Here is a 19,289-nt window from a genome sequence, read left to right as displayed (position 1 = left end):
CTTAACCCATCTTTTTAATCAAAATCTGACAAGGATTCTGAGGTCCCCACAGTTGCGGAAAAATCTCTAGTTTTTTAAAGCCAAGACTGCGATAAAAAATATTCGTCCGATCATAATCTTTATTAGAACCTTCTGCCACAGTTTTTACCTGCAAATAGTCGACTTTTTTGCGTGCTTCACTTTCTAAAGTAGCAAGTAATTGGCTCCCAATTCCTCTACCTTGATGAGCCTTTTTTACTCCGAGACAATCAATCTCTGCACAATCTTCACTAGAATAGGACAAGCTTACAAAGCCAGTTAAATCACTCTCCTGATAGGCAGCCCACACTTGCAAGTCCTTGGCTCCTTCGATATAGGCTTGCGTACTTTCTGGAATTCCAAACCATTCTGGCAAATCCTTTAAAACCTCAGCAACAACTGCCATTTTTTGATCTTCATCCTTGACTGCTTCAATTACAAACATTATAAGTGCCTTTCTTGATTTTTGTCTTACTTTACCTCTTACGAACCCGCACTTTCATAGGCATCCAAGCCCCTGTCCCAGAGTTTAAGGGAAATGACAAAGAAAACAAGGGAAATCAAAATCAAACCTCCGATGTTAAAGATTACATCCTTATCCTGCAAGAAATAGCTGGCAGGATAGTAGGCCGTAAAGGCGAAAGGAACGATAAAGCTAATCAACCATCGAAGAAATGAATTGTAAATAGAAATAGGATACTTGGCAAAATCATTAAACATATAGAAAATGTAAATCATGGCACCTGACTGCTTGGTCCAAAAAGCGATGCTGGCTGTCGCAATTTTCAAGGAAGTATAAATCAAGGTCGCAAAAGGAATACAGACTAGAAAAATCAGGAATTTTGGAAGAGTCCAAGCGATGCTAGTCACTGTTGTTCCTAATAGAATGCCACCGACCAAGAGTTCACCCAAGGCATCAATCTGAAAGGTCTCAACGAGGATGTGAAAGAGAGGATTGATAGGACGAGTCAGATACTTGTCAAACTCCCCTTTTCGAACTAGTCGTTGACCTAAAGCCCAGAGATTATCAAAAAAGAGATGGTCCAGTCCCTTGGGAATCAAGGAAAAACCATAGATAAAGGCAATTTCTTGAAAAGTCCAACCTTCTAGTGATGGAATGTGTTGAAAGATGACATTGAGAAATAGGAGGTTCAAGCCTTGAGTTAGAAAAACTCCCAGCACACCAACCACAAAATCCACCTTGTATTCCATGATTTGTTTGATGTATTGTCTGATAAAAATCAGATGCATACGTTGATATTTTTTCATACTAACCTCCCTGAATGGTAATGAATGACTGGACTCGTTTCCAAATCAACTGAGACAAGCCCACCATCACTAAGAGCCAGAAAAACTGGAGCAAAAGCGCCTGAAGCATCTGACTGGCATCGTATTTCCCAACAATGATCATGACCGGAGTATAAATCAAGGATGAAAAAGGCAAGAAGGAGAGAATATCTGAAACCATCTTTGGAAAGAATGCCAAGGGAATCAAACTTCCAGACATGAAAGCCACTATAGAAGTCTTAAGTAGATTGGAACCCCAAAGATTTTTAAACACAAAGGCAGAAAATCCAAAGCAGATATTAAAGAAAAAGTTAATCAGATAGGCCAGCGTTAAGCTAAAAAGATAAAGGACAGTTAATCCCAGCACTTCTACAATCCCTTGCCCAGATAAGATTTTCATTAACACGATGACACTTAAAAATGGCAGGCCAACAGAGATAAAAATCAACCACTTGGAACCAAGTTCGGTGAAAAGGTAAGAGGCCGCAAAATGCACTGGTCTCAGCAAGCGCATGATAATGGAACCATCCTTGACCTCCTCCCCAATCATAAAGGAAGAATCTGACCTAGTAAGAAGATTGGTCACAAAACTCATGATGATGTAGAGGGTGATATCTGCCATACTGAAGCCCTGAATCAAAGACTCTTGTGAGGAATCAAAGACAGCCTTCCAGAGATAAAAGGCCACAAAAGCCCCCATGACATCGCCTATTCGATAGAGAATAAAGTTTACTCGGTAGGTAATCAATTCCTGAACACCTGCATTGATAAAGGGTTTATAACGTCTCCACAATTTGACCATCTTAGAGCTCCTTTCGATAGAAGCGACGGATAATATCCTCAATATCCGTATCCACCATCTTCAAATCGCGGATTTCAAAATCAGACAGGGTTTGCTTGATAATGTCAGCTGACTGGTAGCGAGAACTATCGAATTCAATGTTGAGACTATTCCCCTGTCTATCAATGCTCATATCCGCAAAACCTTCATAGTGAGAAACGATATGACTTTGACCTGGTAGCAGTTCAAAGGAGAGTGTCTTCATCTTACCAAAGGTTTCCTTGAGCTGGCTAACCGTCCCATCAAAAATCTCCTGCCCCTTGTCAATCATAAAAATACGATCACAAAGTTGCTCAATATCACTCAGATCGTGAGTGGTCAAGAGAATAGTTGTCTCTTCCTCCTGATTGATCTGAGTAATGGCCCGACGAATGTTATCCTTGACCGAAACGTCCAAACCAATGGTCGGCTCATCTAAAAAGAGAACCTTGGGATTGTGAAGCAAGGAAGCTGCAATGTCCGCCCGCATGCGCTGTCCCAATGAAAGAGTCCGCACGGGATCCTTGATAAAATCCTTCAAATCCAAGACTTCATTCAAAAAGTCCATGCGCTTATGAAAGAGCGAGTCTGGCACATCGTAAATCTCCTTCAATACCGTGTAGGTCTCTTGCAGAGCCAAATCCCACCATAGCTGGGTGCGTTGTCCAAAAACGACTCCAATATCCTTGACATAATCTTGGCGATTGTCCTGTGGAATCTTGCCATTAATCCGACAATAGCCAGATGTTGGCTTTAAAATCCCTGTCAGCATTTTGATGGTTGTCGACTTTCCAGCACCATTTGCCCCGATAAATCCTAAAATCTGTCCTTTTGGAACTTCAAAAGTCAAATCCTTGACCGCTTCAAAGGTCTGCTTTTCAGGATGAATAAAGGAACGTAAAGCCCCCTTCAAACCCGGTTCCTTAACTGTCTTCACAAAATTTTTCTGAAGATGTTCCACTTCTATCATTGCCATATCTATCTCCCTATGGTAAGGAATAGCAACATTGTATTTTTGACTACAAATATTCTAAATCCTTACTTTCTACACCTTTTCAATATTATTACAGAAAGCTTTATACCAGCCTATTATAATCCAATAAAAAAAGGAATGCAAGCGTTTGCTTATAGATTATGAAATTAGAGATTTCTCTCTTAAAATAATATTTTTAATCAAAAATTATGTTTAATAGTTTCCTTAAGACACCAAAAAACCTGCCTTCTTTTTCAACATAAGGAAAGAAAGCCCTAATAACACCCTGTTATAGTGCAAATGTCTAAGGAAAACAAGTGTTAATTTATATCGAAAATTTTTATCCCTAAGAAAAGATAAAAAGGTGATGCTGCATCACCTCCCTCTACCAAGTTAAGTTTTCAATCATGCTTCTTACTTGTGAATCAAGAGTCTTATCCTTCTTCAGTTCTCCAACCAAAGTCTGAATCTGCCGGACTAGATTTGGATCATTGTCATTATAGCATCGATGAAGCATCCAGATGTTATGCACAGTTGGACTTTTTAGAACTGACTCCATCAATAATTCCTCATAGCCTTGATGATAAAATCGCTCCACAAAGTGAACCAACTCACCTGGAGCTCCAAAATCTACTTCTGGGTGGTTAGCAATGAGTTCTAATATGGGAGCAACCAAATCAAAGGGTTGAGGGGAAGCCTCCATGGCATCTACAATCTCGTCTGCCAACTCAAATTCTTGGTCTTCAGTAATTGCATCATGCAAAGCAACTAACATATCATCTTTAGTAAGCATCTGATTCTCCTTTTCAACTGATCCATATCATTATTCGTTTTCGAACTTCTTCTTCACTCATCAAACCTTGTTCGTAAGTAGTTTTCAAACTCCTTTTGGGATAAATCACTAGGAAGTTCAAACACATACTCATAACCTTCATCACAAAAGAAAACTTTCTCTTCAGGTGGAAACCATTTCCGAAGCCAGATGATATAGGAGGCATAATCTTGTAACCTGTTCGTTGAATCAAAGTAATCAATCACAAAAACATTTTTCTTGCTACTCAGTGAACTTTCCAAAGTAAGCTGAGGACTTTGATAATCCCAAGAAAGCGAGTAAGCTTTTTCAGGATTCGTCCTTTCTCTGATCAAAATACCTGGGAATTTTTCTCTCAAAGCAGTACAAAAGGCTTGTAAATCTAGGAATATGGGGTCTTTACTCTCAATAAAGACAAAATCAGCAGTACTCATCAGTCTCTCTCCTTCTTTTTAAAACTGAAAACAGACCTTAACCATCAATGGCAAAATTCTCCAAACTCTCAAATGCCTGCCCCTGATAGTCAAAAGAAAAGATATGAATATCATCAAAAGTTTGATCGCAGAAAGTAACGGTTTGTCTTTCTGGCTCGATGATGGGTTTACCCAATTTTTCAGTAGCTTCTTCATCTGTGAAATACCCATAAAATTCTTGTAAATTAGGCAGTATAAAAGCAAGAATACGAGATCTATTTTTATGGTAATTAGCTGCAAGCAACTGAGCTTCCACCTCATAATTTCCACTTTGTTTTTCTTCCCAAGCTACAAGAACATCATCTACTTCATGTAGGTAGGCTTGCAAGGACTGATCGAATATCATGGCTTTCTTTCCTTTCACAAGTACTGTAATCTTCTCACACCTAAACATCGAAAAACCTATAATCGCTAGCAATCCAATGTCAACAAGCTTTCCAAATGAACCTAGTGTAGCTAAAACTGCAATTAAAGAGTCATCAATATATGCTCCGGAGGTTTCATGAATTCCAAACAACTTTGCAAATCAGTTAGAATTTCTGCCGTAAGAAAAGATTTTTCATCCTTATTTATAACCTCCCTTACTTGAATCATTATTCTCCTCCACCATTTCAATCCAAGAATCAAAATACTGCTCCATAAAATAGGTCTGCTCTGCAATCAAACCTTTATTAACCTTCTCGTCCAAGGGCGCTAAAACCCACTTGTCTTCTATATCATCACGACGTCGAATGATAGCAACCAACTTTCCAGTAAAGACTTCCAGAGGCTGTTGCTGATCATGGGAAACAATATAAACGTCTTGCTCTTCGCCATCTCCCCCCATCAGTTCAGGTATGTAGCCATAGTTAATCGGATAGACATTCCCAAAAGAATCTTCAAACCCCACCGGCCGATCAATGACACCACTAAATATTCTCTCTTTGAATTTCATCTTTTCATTGCCTCTGTATGACATTTCCTAGATTCATTATACAAGAAAAATCCCGCCGTAGCGAGATTTTCTATCTATAGCCTAATTAAGCTTTACCTTCTGAACCGAATACGTCGATACGTTCTTCAACTGATGCTTGGATAGCTTTGACACCGTCAGCCAAGAATTTACGTGGGTCGAAGAGTTTCTTCTTGTCGTATTCTGCTTCGTTCGCTTCGTAGTCGCGAGCAAATTTACGAGTTGCGTTAGCGAATGCGATTTGGCATTCAGTGTTAACGTTAACTTTAGCAACACCAAGTTTGATAGCTGCTTGGATTTGATCATCAGGAATACCTGAACCACCGTGCAATACGATTGGGAAGCCTGGTACAGCTTCAGTCAATTTTTGCAAGTGATCAAGGTGAAGACCTTTCCAGTTTTCTGGGTAAGGACCGTGGATATTACCGATACCAGCTGCCAAGAAGTCGATACCAGTTGCAACCATTGCTTTAGCGTCTTCGATTGGAGCCAATTCGCCATCACCGATGATTCCGTCTTCTTCACCACCGATAGTTCCAACTTCAGCTTCTACTGATACACCATTTGCGTGAGCAAATTCTACAACTTTACGAGCTTTTTCAAGGTTTTCTTCAACTGGAAGGTGTGAACCGTCAAACATTACTGAAGTATAACCAACTTGAATACACTCAAGTGCATCTTCGTAGTGACCGTGGTCAAGGTGGATAGCTACTGGTACAGTGATACCCATTGATTCAACAAGGTTAGCGATCAAGTTGCGAGCAACTTTATAACCACCCATGTATTTAGCAGCACCCATTGAAGTTTGGATCAAAACTGGAGCTTGTTTAGCTTCTGCTGCGCGCAAGATTGCTTGAGTCCACTCAAGGTTGTTTGTGTTAAATCCACCAACTGCATAACCGTTGTCACGAGCTGCTTGGACAAATTTTTCTGCTGAAACGATTGCCATTTTATCAGGCCTCCTGTATATTTTTATGGGACATCCCATTTACATTGTTCATTTTATCACTTTTTAGCAAAAAAAGCTAGTTTTTCCCGTGGTTTCGATTGAATTTCTTCTATTTTCAGATATGTAAACCTTTTCCCACTTGGTCTACTCCTTGTTCTAAGGCAGGTTCATATAAAATACCAAGTGATCATCATGTCTTTCAAATCGATAGTCAATTTCTTCGTTTTCCAATAAACTTTTGACAACGAAGAGTCCCAAACCAGCTCCCTTGCTTTGTCGACTAGAGGAAGTGAAGGATTGTTCAAATTTATCTTGTTCCTCAGATGTACAGGCGTTCTCACTAAAGACCCAACCATCTTTTGCTCCAATTTTTAAATAACCACCTTGAACAGAGTGTTTCACAGCATTACTGATAAGATTGGAAAGAAGCAACTTTAGTACTGAAGGATTTAGATAAGTTTGCTGGTCAGTGAGTTGATTTTCTACAGTGATTTTTCTCTCTTTGGCTAATAAATCATAATCCTTTAAGAGAAAATCTGTCATTTCAAGAAGGTTGATTACTTCCTTCTTATCTCGCAATTCTTGCACTGAAGAAAGGGATAAGATTTGCTGGACATGGTGACTTAAATCATCCACAATTCTTAGAGAAACTCCAAGGTAATGGTCACGATCTTTATAGCGTCCGATATTGGCTTGCATATTTTCCAGAAGAATCTTTAGACTAGCTAGAGGTGTTTTCAGTTCGTGGGAAGCACCTCGCAAAAACTCAACCTTCATCTTTTCCAGCTGGAGGATGGCCTCGTTCTTTTCATGCAAGTCTGCAATGACCGTCAAGAGATGCTGATAAAGGCTGTTGATTTGTTCTTTAAGATCGCCAATTTCATCCTTAGAATCCACGCGCAACCTCACTTCTGCATCCAAATCCATCATCCGTCGAGTTACTCGTTTGATTTCCAAAATAGGAGCAACAATGGTTCTAGCATAGATAAAGGCGATGAGGAGCGAAATGATGAAAGACGCTAATAAAGTATAGGGCAGAAATTGAAGACTGATGTCTTCTGCTTCTTTCTGCAAATCCATAGAAGCTAAAAACTGTAAGGTCATCGTCTGATCATCCTTAGTTTGAACTTCTCTTTCCTCAATAACCAAGGAGGCCGTCTGTCGTTGTTTATCAATGGGAAGATTATCATTGACTTCCAACTTATCCTGAGTCATCTCTCCCTTAACAGCTCCCTTAATATCACTGCTTTTAGAATAAAGTTCAAGGACCTCCTGAATAGCTTGACTGTCCTTTCCTTGGAGAGTTTGGGCAATTTCTGTAGCCTTTTGCCCGATGCTTTCCTGTCGATGACTGAGATAGGTCGGAGGAAAGAGGAAATAGATGGCCAAATGCAAACAAATGACCAAGGTAGAAAATACCGAGAAGGTATAGATAAAAATTTTTTTAAATAAACCTGAACGTCTCATTTTCTCTCCAATTTATAACCAACATTGCGAACGGTAAGAATACAGTCTAAATCCAATTTTTTTCGTAGTTCCTTGATATAGACATCGATCACTCTGTCAAAAGGTACTTCATCAGTTACTTTCCATACAGCATCTATAATCTGCGACCGAGTCAAGGCCCGACCTTCATTTTTAACCAGATAGTCTAAAATTTCTAGTTCTTTTGCATTCACTGCAACTTCTTGACCAGCCACTTTAGCGCTATAACTGTCAAAGTCTACCTGAGTATCCCCATAGGTAAAGATACGACTTACATCATAATAACGTTTGAAAATAGCATCCACTCGTACTTTTAACAAAGACAGAGAAAAAGGCTTTTCCAAATAACCATCTGCTAATGCAGCAAAGGCACTCATCTTATATTCTTCGTCCTGAAAGGCTGTCAACATCAAGACCGGAACTTGGCTGCTTTTACGAATTTCTGACAAAACCTCTAAACCATTGAGTTTCGGCATTTGAATATCTAGGAGAATCAGAGCAACTTGGTGATTGGAAAATTGTTCTAAGGCCTCAAGGCCATCTGCTGCCTGAATGGTTTCATAGCCACAATCCGCCAAATAGTCACTAATTCCCTCACGGATCATGTCTTCATCTTCTACAATTAGAATTTTCATATAAATCCTTTTCTATCAAAAATGCTACCTATATTATATCTCATTTGAGTGAGAATAGGTAGCAGGTTTTTTATTCACTATCCAACAAGAGTTCTTTTGGTTGTTTACAGAGGAGATTGCTTGAAGCAAGTGCCATAACTAATACTACAAGAACTAAGCCAAGTACAAAGATGATAGCAAAGTCAGAAGGTTGAATGGAAATATCCAGACTTGAAAGAGTCTTGCTAAAGCCGTCAACTTCTGCACCACCACCAAGATTAGAGGCTTGGGCTGCCTTACTAGCTTGCTTAGCCACATCTGATGTGACATTTGCAAGAACTGTATTTCCAATTGCACGAGCAGTATAGTTGGCTAAGAAGTAAGCTGAAACAAGTGCTGGAATAGCAATCATAACTGCTTCTGTGATAAATTGTCCTAGAATACTTGCTTGTTTTAGACCAATTGAAAGGAGAATTCCAACCTCTTTACGACGGGCGTTAATCCATAGTGTCAGTAAGAGAGCCAGTAGAAGAACAGAGAAGCTTAAGCTACCCCAGAAGAGAAGATTAGCCATCTTGTACATGCCTGAGATAGATTGTTCAAGGGCAGGATAGTTAGATGAACTCTTAATCAAGCTATACATCTTCCAGTTGATACCGTTGATAGACCCTAATTCTTGCATGACAGTATCTAGGTTCTTATCTCCAGCTACAAAAAAGGTAGCATCTCCATAAATAGCTGTATCTTCTGTATAACCGTAGAGTTGGGCTGCTGTGTGAATATCTGTGATAGCTGTATTCTCATAGAGTTCTTGTGAGTAGGTTACAGCAGATTTGTTGTGTCCATCAAAAAGTCCTTTGATCGTTACTTCTACTGTTTCCTTGGCACCTTTTTCATTATCTGCATCGTAGATATTTGAGTCTAGTTTGACCTTGTCTCCTACCTTCCAGCCATGTTTAGCAGCCAAGTCTTTGTGCATGAGAATCTGGTATTTGTCATCGTTTGTTAAATGCTCACCTTCGACTAGTTTGTAAGAGCCTGACACAAACTTGTCTTCTTTAGAAGAGTCATTTACACCTGTTATCATCAAGCTACTTCCAAAACGTTGTGCTCGATCTGCAGTTAGATTTTTCTTGGTTTCAGGCGTTTCAATTAGTTCATAGCCTGTCAAATCACCGATAGCATTAATCCGTTTGATGTAGGATTCAATGGCCTTGTTCTCCGTAATTTTTTTGATATCTTCGCCCTTGATATTCCCAGCACCACGTGGAGTTCCTTGATTGACCCTGCGGTTGATTTGCATGGAGAAACTATTGGTGATATTTTTAAAGGTTTCTTGAGAAGCCTTGGCTGTTGCTCCTTTGATAGATAAGCCGACCAAACTCAAACTAGCCATCAAGAGAATGATAAGAAAGATCACAATCGACTTGAAAAATTTTCTTGTGACATAGGCAAATGCGTTGTGTAACATAAGATTCCTTTCTAGATTTACTTCCGTTTTTAATATGTTTAAAAGTTTTAGTTACTGTTTGTTCTTATTTCAGTCAGTTTCTTATCCTTCAATTCAAGTGTAATATCTGACGCCTGTGCCACTTCCTTGCTGTGGGTCACAACGATCACACACTTGCCTGTTTTCTCAGTAAGAGATTTGAGCAAATCGATGATATCTCCAGCAGTCTTAGGATCTAGGTTTCCTGTTGGTTCATCTGCTAAAATAACTGGTGCTTCCGATACAAGGCTACGAGCAATGGCAACACGTTGTTGCTGTCCACCTGATAATTGGAGAACATTCCTCTTGATTTGACTTTCATCTAAACCAAGTTCAAGAAGGGTATCCTTGCTGGCTTTTTTATTAACCAAGCGGATATTTTCCAATGGAGAAAGATAATCAATCAAGTTATAGTTTTGGAAAACCAGCGAGATATGGTGCATGCGATGATAAGAATAACCTTGTTCACGAATATCCTTGCCTTCGAATAGGATAGCACCTTCGACTGGGCTATCAAGTCCTGCTAATAGAGATAAGAGTGTGGATTTCCCAGCTCCTGATTCTCCGATAATACTATAAAACTTGCCAGGTTCAAAATCGTAATTGATTTTATATAAGACTGCTTCTGCAGTGTTCTTATAACGATAAGTAAGATCTTGTAATTGTAGTAAAGTCATAATTTCTCCTTTATTAACTGATGGATGATAAAATTTCTTTCGGTGATTTTCTAAATAAAAATAGGAAACAAAGTGCAACTGACAAGCAGCTAATGATAAGTAGGAAGATATAAGATTCTCCAAATGATAGAAGACTTGTTGAAAGACTCGTTGCTTTTGCCAGCGTATCTTGTAGGGCAGCTTGGTCGCCACTTGCTAGTACAGTCTTCAAGAGATAGGAAGTAATGGCATTTCCAGCCACAAATGCAGGCAGAATAGCTGCCAATGAAACTAGGATAACTTCTAGGCAGAATTGGCTAAAGATTGCTCCTTTTCCCTTCCCTAGTGCCAATAAAATACCAACCTCATAAACTCGCTCTCGTAACCAAAGGGACAAGACCAAGATCAGCGCTCCTACACCAGCAATCATAATGCCATAGAGGAAAATCTGTAGGAAGGTTTGGAAGGTCGAAACTGAATCCTTGATTTGTTCAAAAGTCTTATTTTCCTTTTCGACTTGGTAACCTTTCGTTTCAAGAGATAACTTTTCAACCTCTTGAATGATACTATCCATATCTTTTGGATTTTCTAGATAGAAACGAGCGGCAGTAACTTGAGCTTCCTTATTCCCAAGAAGAGTTTGGCTACTTTCGTAGTCTGTATAGACCGTATTTTCACTAAAGTCTGATGATAGACCGGTAAACTTCTCTTGTTTTTGACCTGAGAAAATACCTACGATTTCATAGTCTAGCCTTTGTCCACTATTTCCTTCTACTGGAACAGGATTTAAGCTAATCTTATCTCCTACTTTTAAGTTGTTTTTCTTGGCTAAATCTTCGTGGATTAAGATTTTTTTACGATCCCCTTTTTGGATATGCCTTCCTTCTTTAAGGGTAAAGGCGGAACTTGTAAAAGAAACATCCTTGGAAGAATCTTCCAAAGCAATCAAACTGATGAGATTTTTTTCAGCCTCTGTCAAATCATCCCTTTGAATACTTTGTTCTCCAGTAACGACTTCTTTGTCAGTTAACTTGGCTATTGTTTCTAGCTCAGGTGAAATCTTCTCAAGACCCTTTATCTTTTTAAGGTCATCTAGTTGAGACAGTTGAAAAGTCTGATCTGCTTCTATTCTTTTAATAGAAAAAGACGTATTCAGTGAGCGATAGAGATTATTTTCTACTGTTTTGTTGGACTTCATGAGCGTCAAACAAGCCGATATTCCAGCCAATAAGACAAATAGAATCAAGAATAATATGAGACTTCTCAGTCGTTTTCTGCTGACGTAAGCCCAGGCTCTTTGAGTGGGATTCATATAACACCTCCATATTTGTAAAATCATTATAATATTCAAATATGAAATGTTTATGAAATAAGAAAAAAAGAGCAAAATCTTTGCCCTTGTTTATATAAAAATAAAGAGCTAGCCGAAGCTAACTCTTTTCCTATGCGGAGAGAGGGACTTGAACCCTCACGACCTAAAGCGGTCACAGGATCCTTAGTCCTGCGCGTCTGCCAATTCCGCCATCCCCGCGTCGATTACTTTACTAGTATATCAACTTTCACAAACTTTGTCAACACTTTTTTCAGATTTTTTTCAGTTTTTTTGAATACATTATTCTTTGATTTCAACTAGGTTTTCATCAAGGAGTTTCGCTCCTAATGTATTCTTAAAATGTCCAAGTGCAAACTGGTGGTTTTCAGACCAAATGGATGCGACTGCTGGCTTGACAACTTCTATCTGATACCCAAGATTATAGGCATCGATAGCCGTATGCAATACACAAATATCTGTAAGAACACCTGTTAAGATGACTGTATCCACGCGACGCTCTCTCAAACGGATATCCAAATCTGTGCCAGAAAAAGCCGAATAGTGACGTTTGTCCATCCAGAAAACACGACTATCCTGGGCCTGTTCCTGATAAAATTCAGCTAACTTACCATATAGATTACGCCCGCTTGTCCCAATCAGGTTATGAGGGGGAAATAGTTTACTTTCTGGATGAAAGACATCATTTTCCTCATGAGCATCAATGGTAAAGAAAATATAATCTCCACGGTCAAATGCTAATCTAGTTACCTGATTGATTGCTTCTGATATTGCTTGAGCAGGAGCTCCTGCTGTCAATTTTCCATAATCCGCTACAAAATCTTCTGTATAGTCAATCGAAATTAAGGCCTTTGCCATTAGTAATCCCTCTTCTTCACTTCATCAAAAATATCTGGGATTAAAACTTTTAGATAAGTTCCTTTCATACCCAGTGAACGACTTTCGATAATGCCTGCAGATTCGAGTTTACGAAGAGCATTGACAATTACCGAACGTGTAATACCGATGCGATCTGCGATAACTGAAGCTGTCAATTGTCCTTCTTTGCCATTTAGTTCTGCTAAAATCGCAGAGACTGCACGCAATTCAGAATATGAAAGTGTATTGACCGCCATAGTCACTGCTGTGCGACGGCGGATATTTTTCTCATCTTCTTCACGTTGGAAGTTCAAAAGCTGAATACCAACCACCGTGCTGGCAATCTCAACAAGGATCAAATCCTCATCTTCGAATTTTTTGTCATTTCGCCAAATAATCAAAGAACCCAATCGAATCCCAGAAACATGGATTGGAGCAATCGTTGTCAAACCTTCTGGAAAATCAGAACGACTCTCTACAGGGAAAATACTCAAATCATGATCAACTGTCAGATTGGCCTCTGTTTCATAAATCATGTTCGCACCTTGTACATAGTCATCCGGGAAAATCTTAGTTTGGAAAAACTGCTCTACGCGATCTGTATTGGTTTTGTAACGCATAAAATAGCCAAGGAGGCGCCCCTTGCTGTTAACAATACAAGCGTTGCAATCAATAATATCCGCTAATTGGCGTGTGATGGCATTATATGGAAGATCATCTTGTAATTTCTCCTCCGCACGCTTCAGGATAGACGTAATTTTTCTCGTTTTTTCTAATAAATGTGCCATTTTTCACCTCGTATTTAATCGCTTCCATTATACCATAAATTGATCATTATTTCAATAATTATCTGAAAATTGTTTATTGAATTGCAATTCATGACTGTTCGAAAATTTTTACTAGTTTTTTCTAATTTTCTTGTTGACAGGTTCCTAAATTTTTGATAAGATAATATTACAAGATAACAAATATATAAATCTATTTTCTCGTATGAAACTTTTCTTGACTCTCGGTCTCCTTATATATAAAAGCGATCCACCTCAGTGAACCGCTTTTTTATTATTTATCACCCTTGTTACGGATTACAAAACCAGTTTTCTTCTCGCTTGAAGTATTGCGTGGTTTTTTATTATCCTTACGGTAACGTTTTTCCTTCTCAAAGCGGTCGTTTTTGCGACTGCCTTTTTTGAAGTCATCTCGACGTTCACCACGTCGATTGTCGCGACGGCGATCTCGATCACGACGGTCATCTCCACGACGACCTCCCTTACCTTTGCCACCAAAGCCACCACCAGATGGTTTAAATGGTAACGGTTTTTCACGTGCAATCTCAACCTCAGGAAGACTATCTGGGTCTTGAACAGTTAAGCTGAGGATATACATTGCCAATTCTTCTGGAGTAAATTCGGCAGCTAGCTTACGAGCATCCTTACCAAATTTCTCAAAGTTGGCACGGATAGTCTCATCTGCAAAATCACGTTCAATTTTCTTGAGAGCTACGTGTTTTTTAGCTTGGAAGGCTTCTTCTGCACTTGCAGGTTTGAGACCTTTCATGCGTTTCTTAGTCAAGTTTTCAATGATTTGAAGGTAGCCCATTTCATTTGGTGATACAAAAGTAATAGACTGACCTGACTTACCAGCACGACCTGTACGACCGATACGGTGAACATAACTTTCAGGATCTTGTGGAATATCGTAATTATAGACATGGGTCACACCTGAAATATCCAATCCACGCGCTGCAACGTCTGTCGCAACCAAAACATCAAGATTGCCATTTTTAAAGTCACGAAGGACACGAAGACGTTTGTTTTGGTCTAGATCTCCATGAATTCCTTCTGCACGGAAGCCACGGATTTTCAAACCACGAGTCAATTCATCCACACGACGTTTGGTACGACCAAATACGATAGCAAGCTCAGGCTGTTCCACATCCATAAGACGAGTCATGGTATCAAATTTTTCTTGTTCTTTAACACGAATATAGTATTGGTCAACCAATTCTGTTGTCAATTCCTTAGCCGCAATCTTCACATGCTCAGGTTCTTTCATAAACTGAACACCGATACGTTTGATGGCATCTGGCATAGTTGCTGAGAAGAGCAAGGTTTGTCGATTTTCAGGGACACGGGAGATGATAGCTTCAATGTCTTCAAGGAAGCCCATGTTGAGCATTTCATCCGCTTCGTCAAGGATAAGAGTTTCAATATCTTGTAATTTCAAGGCCTTGCGTTTAATCAAGTCCAAGAGGCGACCTGGAGTTCCCACCACGATATGGGCACCAGATTTAAGAGCCTTAATTTGTTTTTCAATGCTTGATCCGCCATATACTGAGCGTACTTTGACTCCCTTACTACGACCAAAACGGAACAATTCCTCCTGACTTTGGACAGCAAGTTCACGTGTTGGAGCGATAACCAAAGCTTGGATGGTCGCTTCTTCTGTACGGATTTTTTCAAGGGTAGGCAAGCCAAAGGCTGCAGTTTTTCCTGTACCAGTCTGAGCTTGACCGATAACGTCCTTACCTTCAAGAGCCAATGGAATAGTTTGTTCTTGGATCGGACTAGCTTCTACAAAACCAGCTTTTTCAATCTCTGCTAGCAAATCAGCAGACAAGTTTAATTCATTAAATTTCACGTTATTCTTCTTTCTAAAGGTGGTGCGAAGCCACCCTATAGGGCTTAGTTTATACTTTTCTTTTTATGACGTATTTTCATATACTGGATATAAAATCGTGTTGCTTCTTTTCCACAAAAGAAAAGTACTGTTTTCTTTGCAACCTATCTAGTATAACACAAGAGAGAAGCAAAAGATAGCCCAATCCATCGATAAACTCATGTAAACGATTTTTCAGAGAAAATAAGGATGAAATTTCCACTATTTCATAAACTTTTTTAAAGCGTAGCAGAATTGTGCAAAAGTTTTTTTCTTGTGCTAGAATGAAAATCGAATAGGAGGAACTCTAAATGTTAACTTATGATTTAATCGTTATCGGATTTGGTAAAGCTGGTAAAACACTAGCTGGTAAATTGGCTTCAGCTGGCAAAAAAGTTGCCCTCGTTGAACGTAGCAAAGCTATGTACGGTGGAACTTGTATCAACATCGGATGTATCCCAACTAAAACTTTGCTAGTTGCTGCTGAGAAAGACTTGTCTTTTGAAGAAGTCATTGCTACTAAAAACACTATCACTGGTCGCCTCAACGGTAAAAACTATGCGACTGTTGCTGGTACAGGTGTCGATATCTTTGATGCGGAAGCTCACTTCCTTTCAAATAAAGTCATCGAAATCCAAGCTGGTGATGAAAAACAAGAACTGACTGCCGAAACAATCGTCATCAACACTGGTGCTGTTTCAAACGTCTTGCCAATTCCAGGACTTGCTACAAGCAAAAATGTTTTTGACTCAACAGGTATCCAAAACTTGGACAAATTGCCTGAAAAACTTGGTGTCCTTGGTGGCGGAAATATCGGTCTTGAATTTGCTGGTCTTTATAACAAACTTGGAAGCAAGGTTACAGTCCTAGATGCCTTGGATACTTTCCTACCTCGTGCAGAACCTTCCATCGCAGCTCTTGCTAAACAATACATGGAAGAAGATGGCATTGAATTGCTTCAAAACATCCGTACTACTGAAATCAAAAACGACGGTGACCAAGTCCTTGTCGTAACTGAAAATGAAACTTACCGTTTCGACGCCCTTCTCTACGCAACTGGACGTAAGCCAAATGTAGAACCACTTCAACTTGAAAATACAGATATTGAACTAACTGAACGTGGCGCTATTAAAGTGGACAAACACTGTCAAACAAACGTTCCTGGTGTCTTTGCAGTTGGAGATGTCAACGGTGGCCTTCAATTTACTTACATTTCTCTTGATGACTTCCGTGTTGTCTACAGCTACCTTGCTGGAGATGGCAGCTACACACTTGAAGACCGTCTCAATGTACCAAACACCATGTTCATCACACCTGCACTTTCACAAGTTGGTTTGACTGAAAGCCAAGCGGCTGATTTGAAACTTCCATACGCTGTTAAGGAAATTCCAGTTGCAGCAATGCCTCGCGGCCATGTAAATGGAGACCTTCGTGGTGCCTTCAAAGCTGTTGTCAATACTGAAACAAAAGAAATTCTTGGAGCAAGCATCTTCTCAGAAGGTTCTCAAGAAATCATCAACATCATCACTGTTGCCATGGACAACAAGATTCCTTACACTTACTTCACAAAACAAATCTTCACTCACCCAACCTTGGCTGAGAACTTGAATGACTTGTTTGCGATTTAAGTTGAGTTTAATCGTATCCAACAGCCCTCTTTGGGCTGTTTTTTCTTCTTCGAAATCTCAAATCTGTCTTTTCCCTCTTTTATGATATAATAGAAACATGAAATTAAAAACTACTTTGGGCCTTCTTGCTGGGCGTTCTTCCCACTTCATTTTAAGCCGTCTTGGCCGTGGAAGTACGCTTCCAGGAAAACTTGCCCTTCAATTTGATAAAGATATTTTACAAAACCTAGCTAAGAACTACGAGATTGTCGTGGTCACTGGAACCAACGGAAAAACCCTGACAACTGCCCTCACTGTCGGCATTTTAAAAGAGGTTTATGGTCAAGTTTTGACCAACCCAAGCGGTGCCAACATGATTACAGGAATTGCGACGACCTTCTTGACTGCCAAATCTTCTAAAACCGGAAAAAACATTGCCGTCCTAGAAATTGACGAAGCCAGTCTATCTCGTATCTGTGACTATATCCAGCCAAGCCTTTTTGTCATCACGAATATCTTCCGTGACCAGATGGACCGCTATGGTGAGATTTACACAACTTACAAGATGATTTTGGACGCTATTCGTAAGGTGCCTACTGCCACTGTTCTCCTTAATGGAGACAGTCCACTTTTTTACAAGCCAGCTATTCCAAATCCTGTAGAGTATTTTGGTTTTGACTTGGAGAAAGGCCCAGCCCAGCTGGCTCACTATAATACAGAAGGAATTCTCTGTCCTGACTGCCAAGGCATCCTCAAATATGAGCACAATACCTATGCAAACTTGGGTGCCTATATCTGTGAAGGTTGTGGATGTAAACGTCCTGATCTCGACTATCGCTTGACAGAATTGGTTGAGTTGACCAACAATCGCTCTCGCTTTGTCATTGACGGACAAGAATACGGTATTCAAATCGGTGGTCTCTACAATATCTACAACGCCCTAGCAGCGGTTGCTATCGCCCGTTTCCTTGGTGCAGATTCACAACTCATCAAGCAGGGATTTGATAAGAGCCGTGCTGTCTTTGGACGCCAAGAAACCTTCCATATCGGTGAAAAGGAATGTACCCTCGTCTTGATTAAAAATCCAGTCGGTGCGACCCAAGCTATCGAAATGATTAAACTAGCACCTTATCCATTTAGTCTATCTGTTCTCCTAAATGCCAACTATGCAGATGGAATTGATACCAGCTGGATCTGGGATGCTGATTTTGAACAAATCACTGACATGGACATTCCCGAAATCAACGCTGGCGGTGTTCGTCATTCTGAAATCGCTCGTCGTCTACGAGTAACAGGCTATCCAGCTGAGAAAATCACTGAAACAAGTAGTCTGGAGCAAGTTCTCAAGACCATTGAGAACCAAGACTGCAAGCATGCTTATATTCTGGCTACCTATACTGCTATGCTTGAATTCCGCGAACTGCTGGCTAGTCGTCAGATTGTTAGAAAGGAGATGAACTAATGGTTTATACTTCACTTTCCTCAAAAGCTGGCAATTACCCCTATCAGCTCAACATTGCCCACCTCTACGGAAATCTCATGAATACCTACGGGGACAATGGAAACATCCTCATGCTCAAGTATGTGGCTGAAAAGCTGGGAGCCCATGTGACCGTTGACATCGTTTCTCTCCATGATGACTTTGATGAAAATCACTACGACATCGCCTTTTTCGGTGGCGGTCAAGACTTTGAACAAAGTATTATTGCAGACGACCTACCTGCTAAAAAAGAGAGCATTGACAACTACATCCAAAACGACGGTGTGGTTCTGGCTATCTGTGGTGGTTTCCAATTATTGGGTCAATATTATGTTGAAGCTTCAGGGAGACGTATCGAAGGACTAGGGGTCATGGGCCACTACACCCTCAACCAGACCAATAACCGTTTTATCGGTGACATCAAGATTCATAATGAAGATTTCAATGAAACCTACTATGGATTTGAGAATCATCAGGGCCGTACCTTCCTCTCAGATGATCAAAAACCACTGGGACAGGTTGTCTATGGAAATGGAAATAACGAAGAAAAAGTCGGCGAAGGGGTTCATTATAAAAATGTTTTCGGTTCTTACTTCCACGGGCCTATTCTCTCTCGCAATGCCAATCTGGCTTATCGCCTAGTCACTACAGCCCTCAAGAAGAAATATGGTCAGGACATCCAACTCCCTGCTTATGAGGACATTCTCAGTCAAGAAATCGCTGAAGAATACAGTGATGTCAAAAGCAAGGCTGACTTTTCTTAAACCAAGAAAAATCATATCAAAGAACTCCGTTATCTTGTCGGAGTTTTTTTGTCTTTTCTTTTACCCTT

Annotated in this window: 20 protein-coding genes and 1 tRNA gene; 3 read left to right on the top strand and 18 right to left on the bottom strand. The window is 39.9% G+C overall.

The window, feature by feature from the left end:
* Nucleotide 1 precedes the first annotated feature (1 nt).
* The 18 genes from QM406_RS01275 to QM406_RS01190 all read right to left on the bottom strand — a co-directional run bounded on the left by QM406_RS01275 (nucleotide 2) and on the right by QM406_RS01190 (nucleotide 15,352).
* Nucleotides 2-463, bottom strand: a complete 462-nt coding sequence (locus QM406_RS01275) for a GNAT family N-acetyltransferase (RefSeq protein ID WP_414273187.1) — start codon at nucleotides 461-463, stop codon at nucleotides 2-4.
* A gap of 38 nt (nucleotides 464-501) precedes the next feature.
* On the bottom strand, nucleotides 502-1,287 hold the full coding sequence (locus QM406_RS01270) for an ABC transporter permease (protein WP_315639584.1): 786 nt from the start codon (nucleotides 1,285-1,287) through the stop codon (nucleotides 502-504).
* A 1-nt stretch (nucleotide 1,288) separates the two neighbouring features.
* The gene (locus QM406_RS01265) at nucleotides 1,289-2,107 is read right to left on the bottom strand and encodes an ABC transporter permease (RefSeq protein ID WP_315639586.1); all 819 of its coding nucleotides are present in this window, start codon (nucleotides 2,105-2,107) and stop codon (nucleotides 1,289-1,291) included.
* A gap of 1 nt (nucleotide 2,108) precedes the next feature.
* The gene (locus tag QM406_RS01260; RefSeq protein WP_414273186.1) at nucleotides 2,109-3,101 is read right to left on the bottom strand and encodes an ABC transporter ATP-binding protein; all 993 of its coding nucleotides are present in this window, start codon (nucleotides 3,099-3,101) and stop codon (nucleotides 2,109-2,111) included.
* 382 nt (nucleotides 3,102-3,483) lie between these two features.
* A complete protein-coding gene (locus tag QM406_RS01255; protein WP_414267184.1) occupies nucleotides 3,484-3,891 on the bottom strand; it encodes a hypothetical protein in 408 nt (135 codons plus the stop codon).
* A gap of 53 nt (nucleotides 3,892-3,944) precedes the next feature.
* Nucleotides 3,945-4,343: a hypothetical protein gene (locus tag QM406_RS01250; protein WP_414273185.1), complete on the bottom strand. Its 399-nt coding sequence runs from the start codon at nucleotides 4,341-4,343 to the stop codon at nucleotides 3,945-3,947.
* Nucleotides 4,344-4,380: 37 nt separating this feature from the next.
* On the bottom strand, nucleotides 4,381-4,728 hold the full coding sequence (locus QM406_RS01245) for a hypothetical protein (protein ID WP_414273184.1): 348 nt from the start codon (nucleotides 4,726-4,728) through the stop codon (nucleotides 4,381-4,383).
* A gap of 219 nt (nucleotides 4,729-4,947) precedes the next feature.
* Complete coding sequence (locus QM406_RS01240; protein WP_414273183.1) at nucleotides 4,948-5,340, bottom strand: inorganic diphosphatase; 393 nt, start codon at nucleotides 5,338-5,340, stop codon at nucleotides 4,948-4,950.
* Nucleotides 5,341-5,401: 61 nt separating this feature from the next.
* Nucleotides 5,402-6,283: a class II fructose-bisphosphate aldolase gene (locus QM406_RS01235; RefSeq protein ID WP_414273182.1), complete on the bottom strand. Its 882-nt coding sequence runs from the start codon at nucleotides 6,281-6,283 to the stop codon at nucleotides 5,402-5,404.
* 156 nt (nucleotides 6,284-6,439) lie between these two features.
* Nucleotides 6,440-7,750 (bottom strand): sensor histidine kinase VncS, encoded by a 1,311-nt coding sequence (gene vncS / locus QM406_RS01230; protein WP_414273181.1) that lies wholly within the window; start codon nucleotides 7,748-7,750, stop codon nucleotides 6,440-6,442.
* Nucleotides 7,747-8,403 carry a response regulator transcription factor gene (locus QM406_RS01225; RefSeq protein WP_414273180.1) on the bottom strand — a complete coding sequence of 219 codons (657 nt, stop codon included), beginning with the start codon at nucleotides 8,401-8,403 and terminating at the stop codon, nucleotides 7,747-7,749. The genes vncS and QM406_RS01225 overlap by 4 nt, the downstream gene beginning before the upstream one ends.
* 70 nt (nucleotides 8,404-8,473) lie before the next feature.
* Nucleotides 8,474-9,853: an ABC transporter permease subunit Vex3 gene (vex3, locus tag QM406_RS01220; protein WP_414273179.1), complete on the bottom strand. Its 1,380-nt coding sequence runs from the start codon at nucleotides 9,851-9,853 to the stop codon at nucleotides 8,474-8,476.
* 47 nt (nucleotides 9,854-9,900) lie between these two features.
* A complete protein-coding gene (vex2, locus tag QM406_RS01215) occupies nucleotides 9,901-10,548 on the bottom strand; it encodes an ABC transporter ATP-binding subunit Vex2 (protein WP_414273178.1) in 648 nt (215 codons plus the stop codon).
* 13 nt (nucleotides 10,549-10,561) lie between these two features.
* Nucleotides 10,562-11,839: an ABC transporter permease gene (locus QM406_RS01210; protein WP_414273177.1), complete on the bottom strand. Its 1,278-nt coding sequence runs from the start codon at nucleotides 11,837-11,839 to the stop codon at nucleotides 10,562-10,564.
* 133 nt (nucleotides 11,840-11,972) lie between these two features.
* Nucleotides 11,973-12,058: transfer RNA gene (locus QM406_RS01205), tRNA-Leu, on the bottom strand.
* A gap of 81 nt (nucleotides 12,059-12,139) precedes the next feature.
* A complete protein-coding gene (locus QM406_RS01200; protein ID WP_414273176.1) occupies nucleotides 12,140-12,715 on the bottom strand; it encodes a cysteine hydrolase family protein in 576 nt (191 codons plus the stop codon).
* A complete protein-coding gene (gene codY, locus QM406_RS01195; protein WP_414273175.1) occupies nucleotides 12,715-13,503 on the bottom strand; it encodes a GTP-sensing pleiotropic transcriptional regulator CodY in 789 nt (262 codons plus the stop codon). The genes QM406_RS01200 and codY overlap by 1 nt, the downstream gene beginning before the upstream one ends.
* 271 nt (nucleotides 13,504-13,774) lie before the next feature.
* Nucleotides 13,775-15,352 (bottom strand): DEAD/DEAH box helicase, encoded by a 1,578-nt coding sequence (locus tag QM406_RS01190; RefSeq protein ID WP_414273174.1) that lies wholly within the window; start codon nucleotides 15,350-15,352, stop codon nucleotides 13,775-13,777.
* A 329-nt stretch (nucleotides 15,353-15,681) separates the two neighbouring features.
* Between QM406_RS01190 and QM406_RS01185 the strand changes: the two genes are divergently transcribed.
* From QM406_RS01185 to gatD, 3 genes are all read left to right on the top strand, one after another.
* Nucleotides 15,682-16,998 (top strand): FAD-containing oxidoreductase, encoded by a 1,317-nt coding sequence (locus QM406_RS01185; protein WP_173228731.1) that lies wholly within the window; start codon nucleotides 15,682-15,684, stop codon nucleotides 16,996-16,998.
* 97 nt (nucleotides 16,999-17,095) lie between these two features.
* Nucleotides 17,096-18,439 carry a lipid II isoglutaminyl synthase subunit MurT gene (gene murT / locus QM406_RS01180; RefSeq protein WP_414273173.1) on the top strand — a complete coding sequence of 448 codons (1,344 nt, stop codon included), beginning with the start codon at nucleotides 17,096-17,098 and terminating at the stop codon, nucleotides 18,437-18,439.
* Nucleotides 18,439-19,221 (top strand): lipid II isoglutaminyl synthase subunit GatD, encoded by a 783-nt coding sequence (gene gatD, locus QM406_RS01175; RefSeq protein WP_125386166.1) that lies wholly within the window; start codon nucleotides 18,439-18,441, stop codon nucleotides 19,219-19,221. Before murT ends, gatD begins: the two co-directional genes overlap by 1 nt.
* Nucleotides 19,222-19,289: the final 68 nt, after the last annotated feature.

Source organism: Streptococcus infantis, from assembly GCF_047465035.1.
Lineage (GTDB): Bacteria > Bacillota > Bacilli > Lactobacillales > Streptococcaceae > Streptococcus > Streptococcus infantis_T.
Note: the sequence above shows the minus strand (reverse complement) of the source record. Positions and strands in the feature narration are given on the sequence as shown.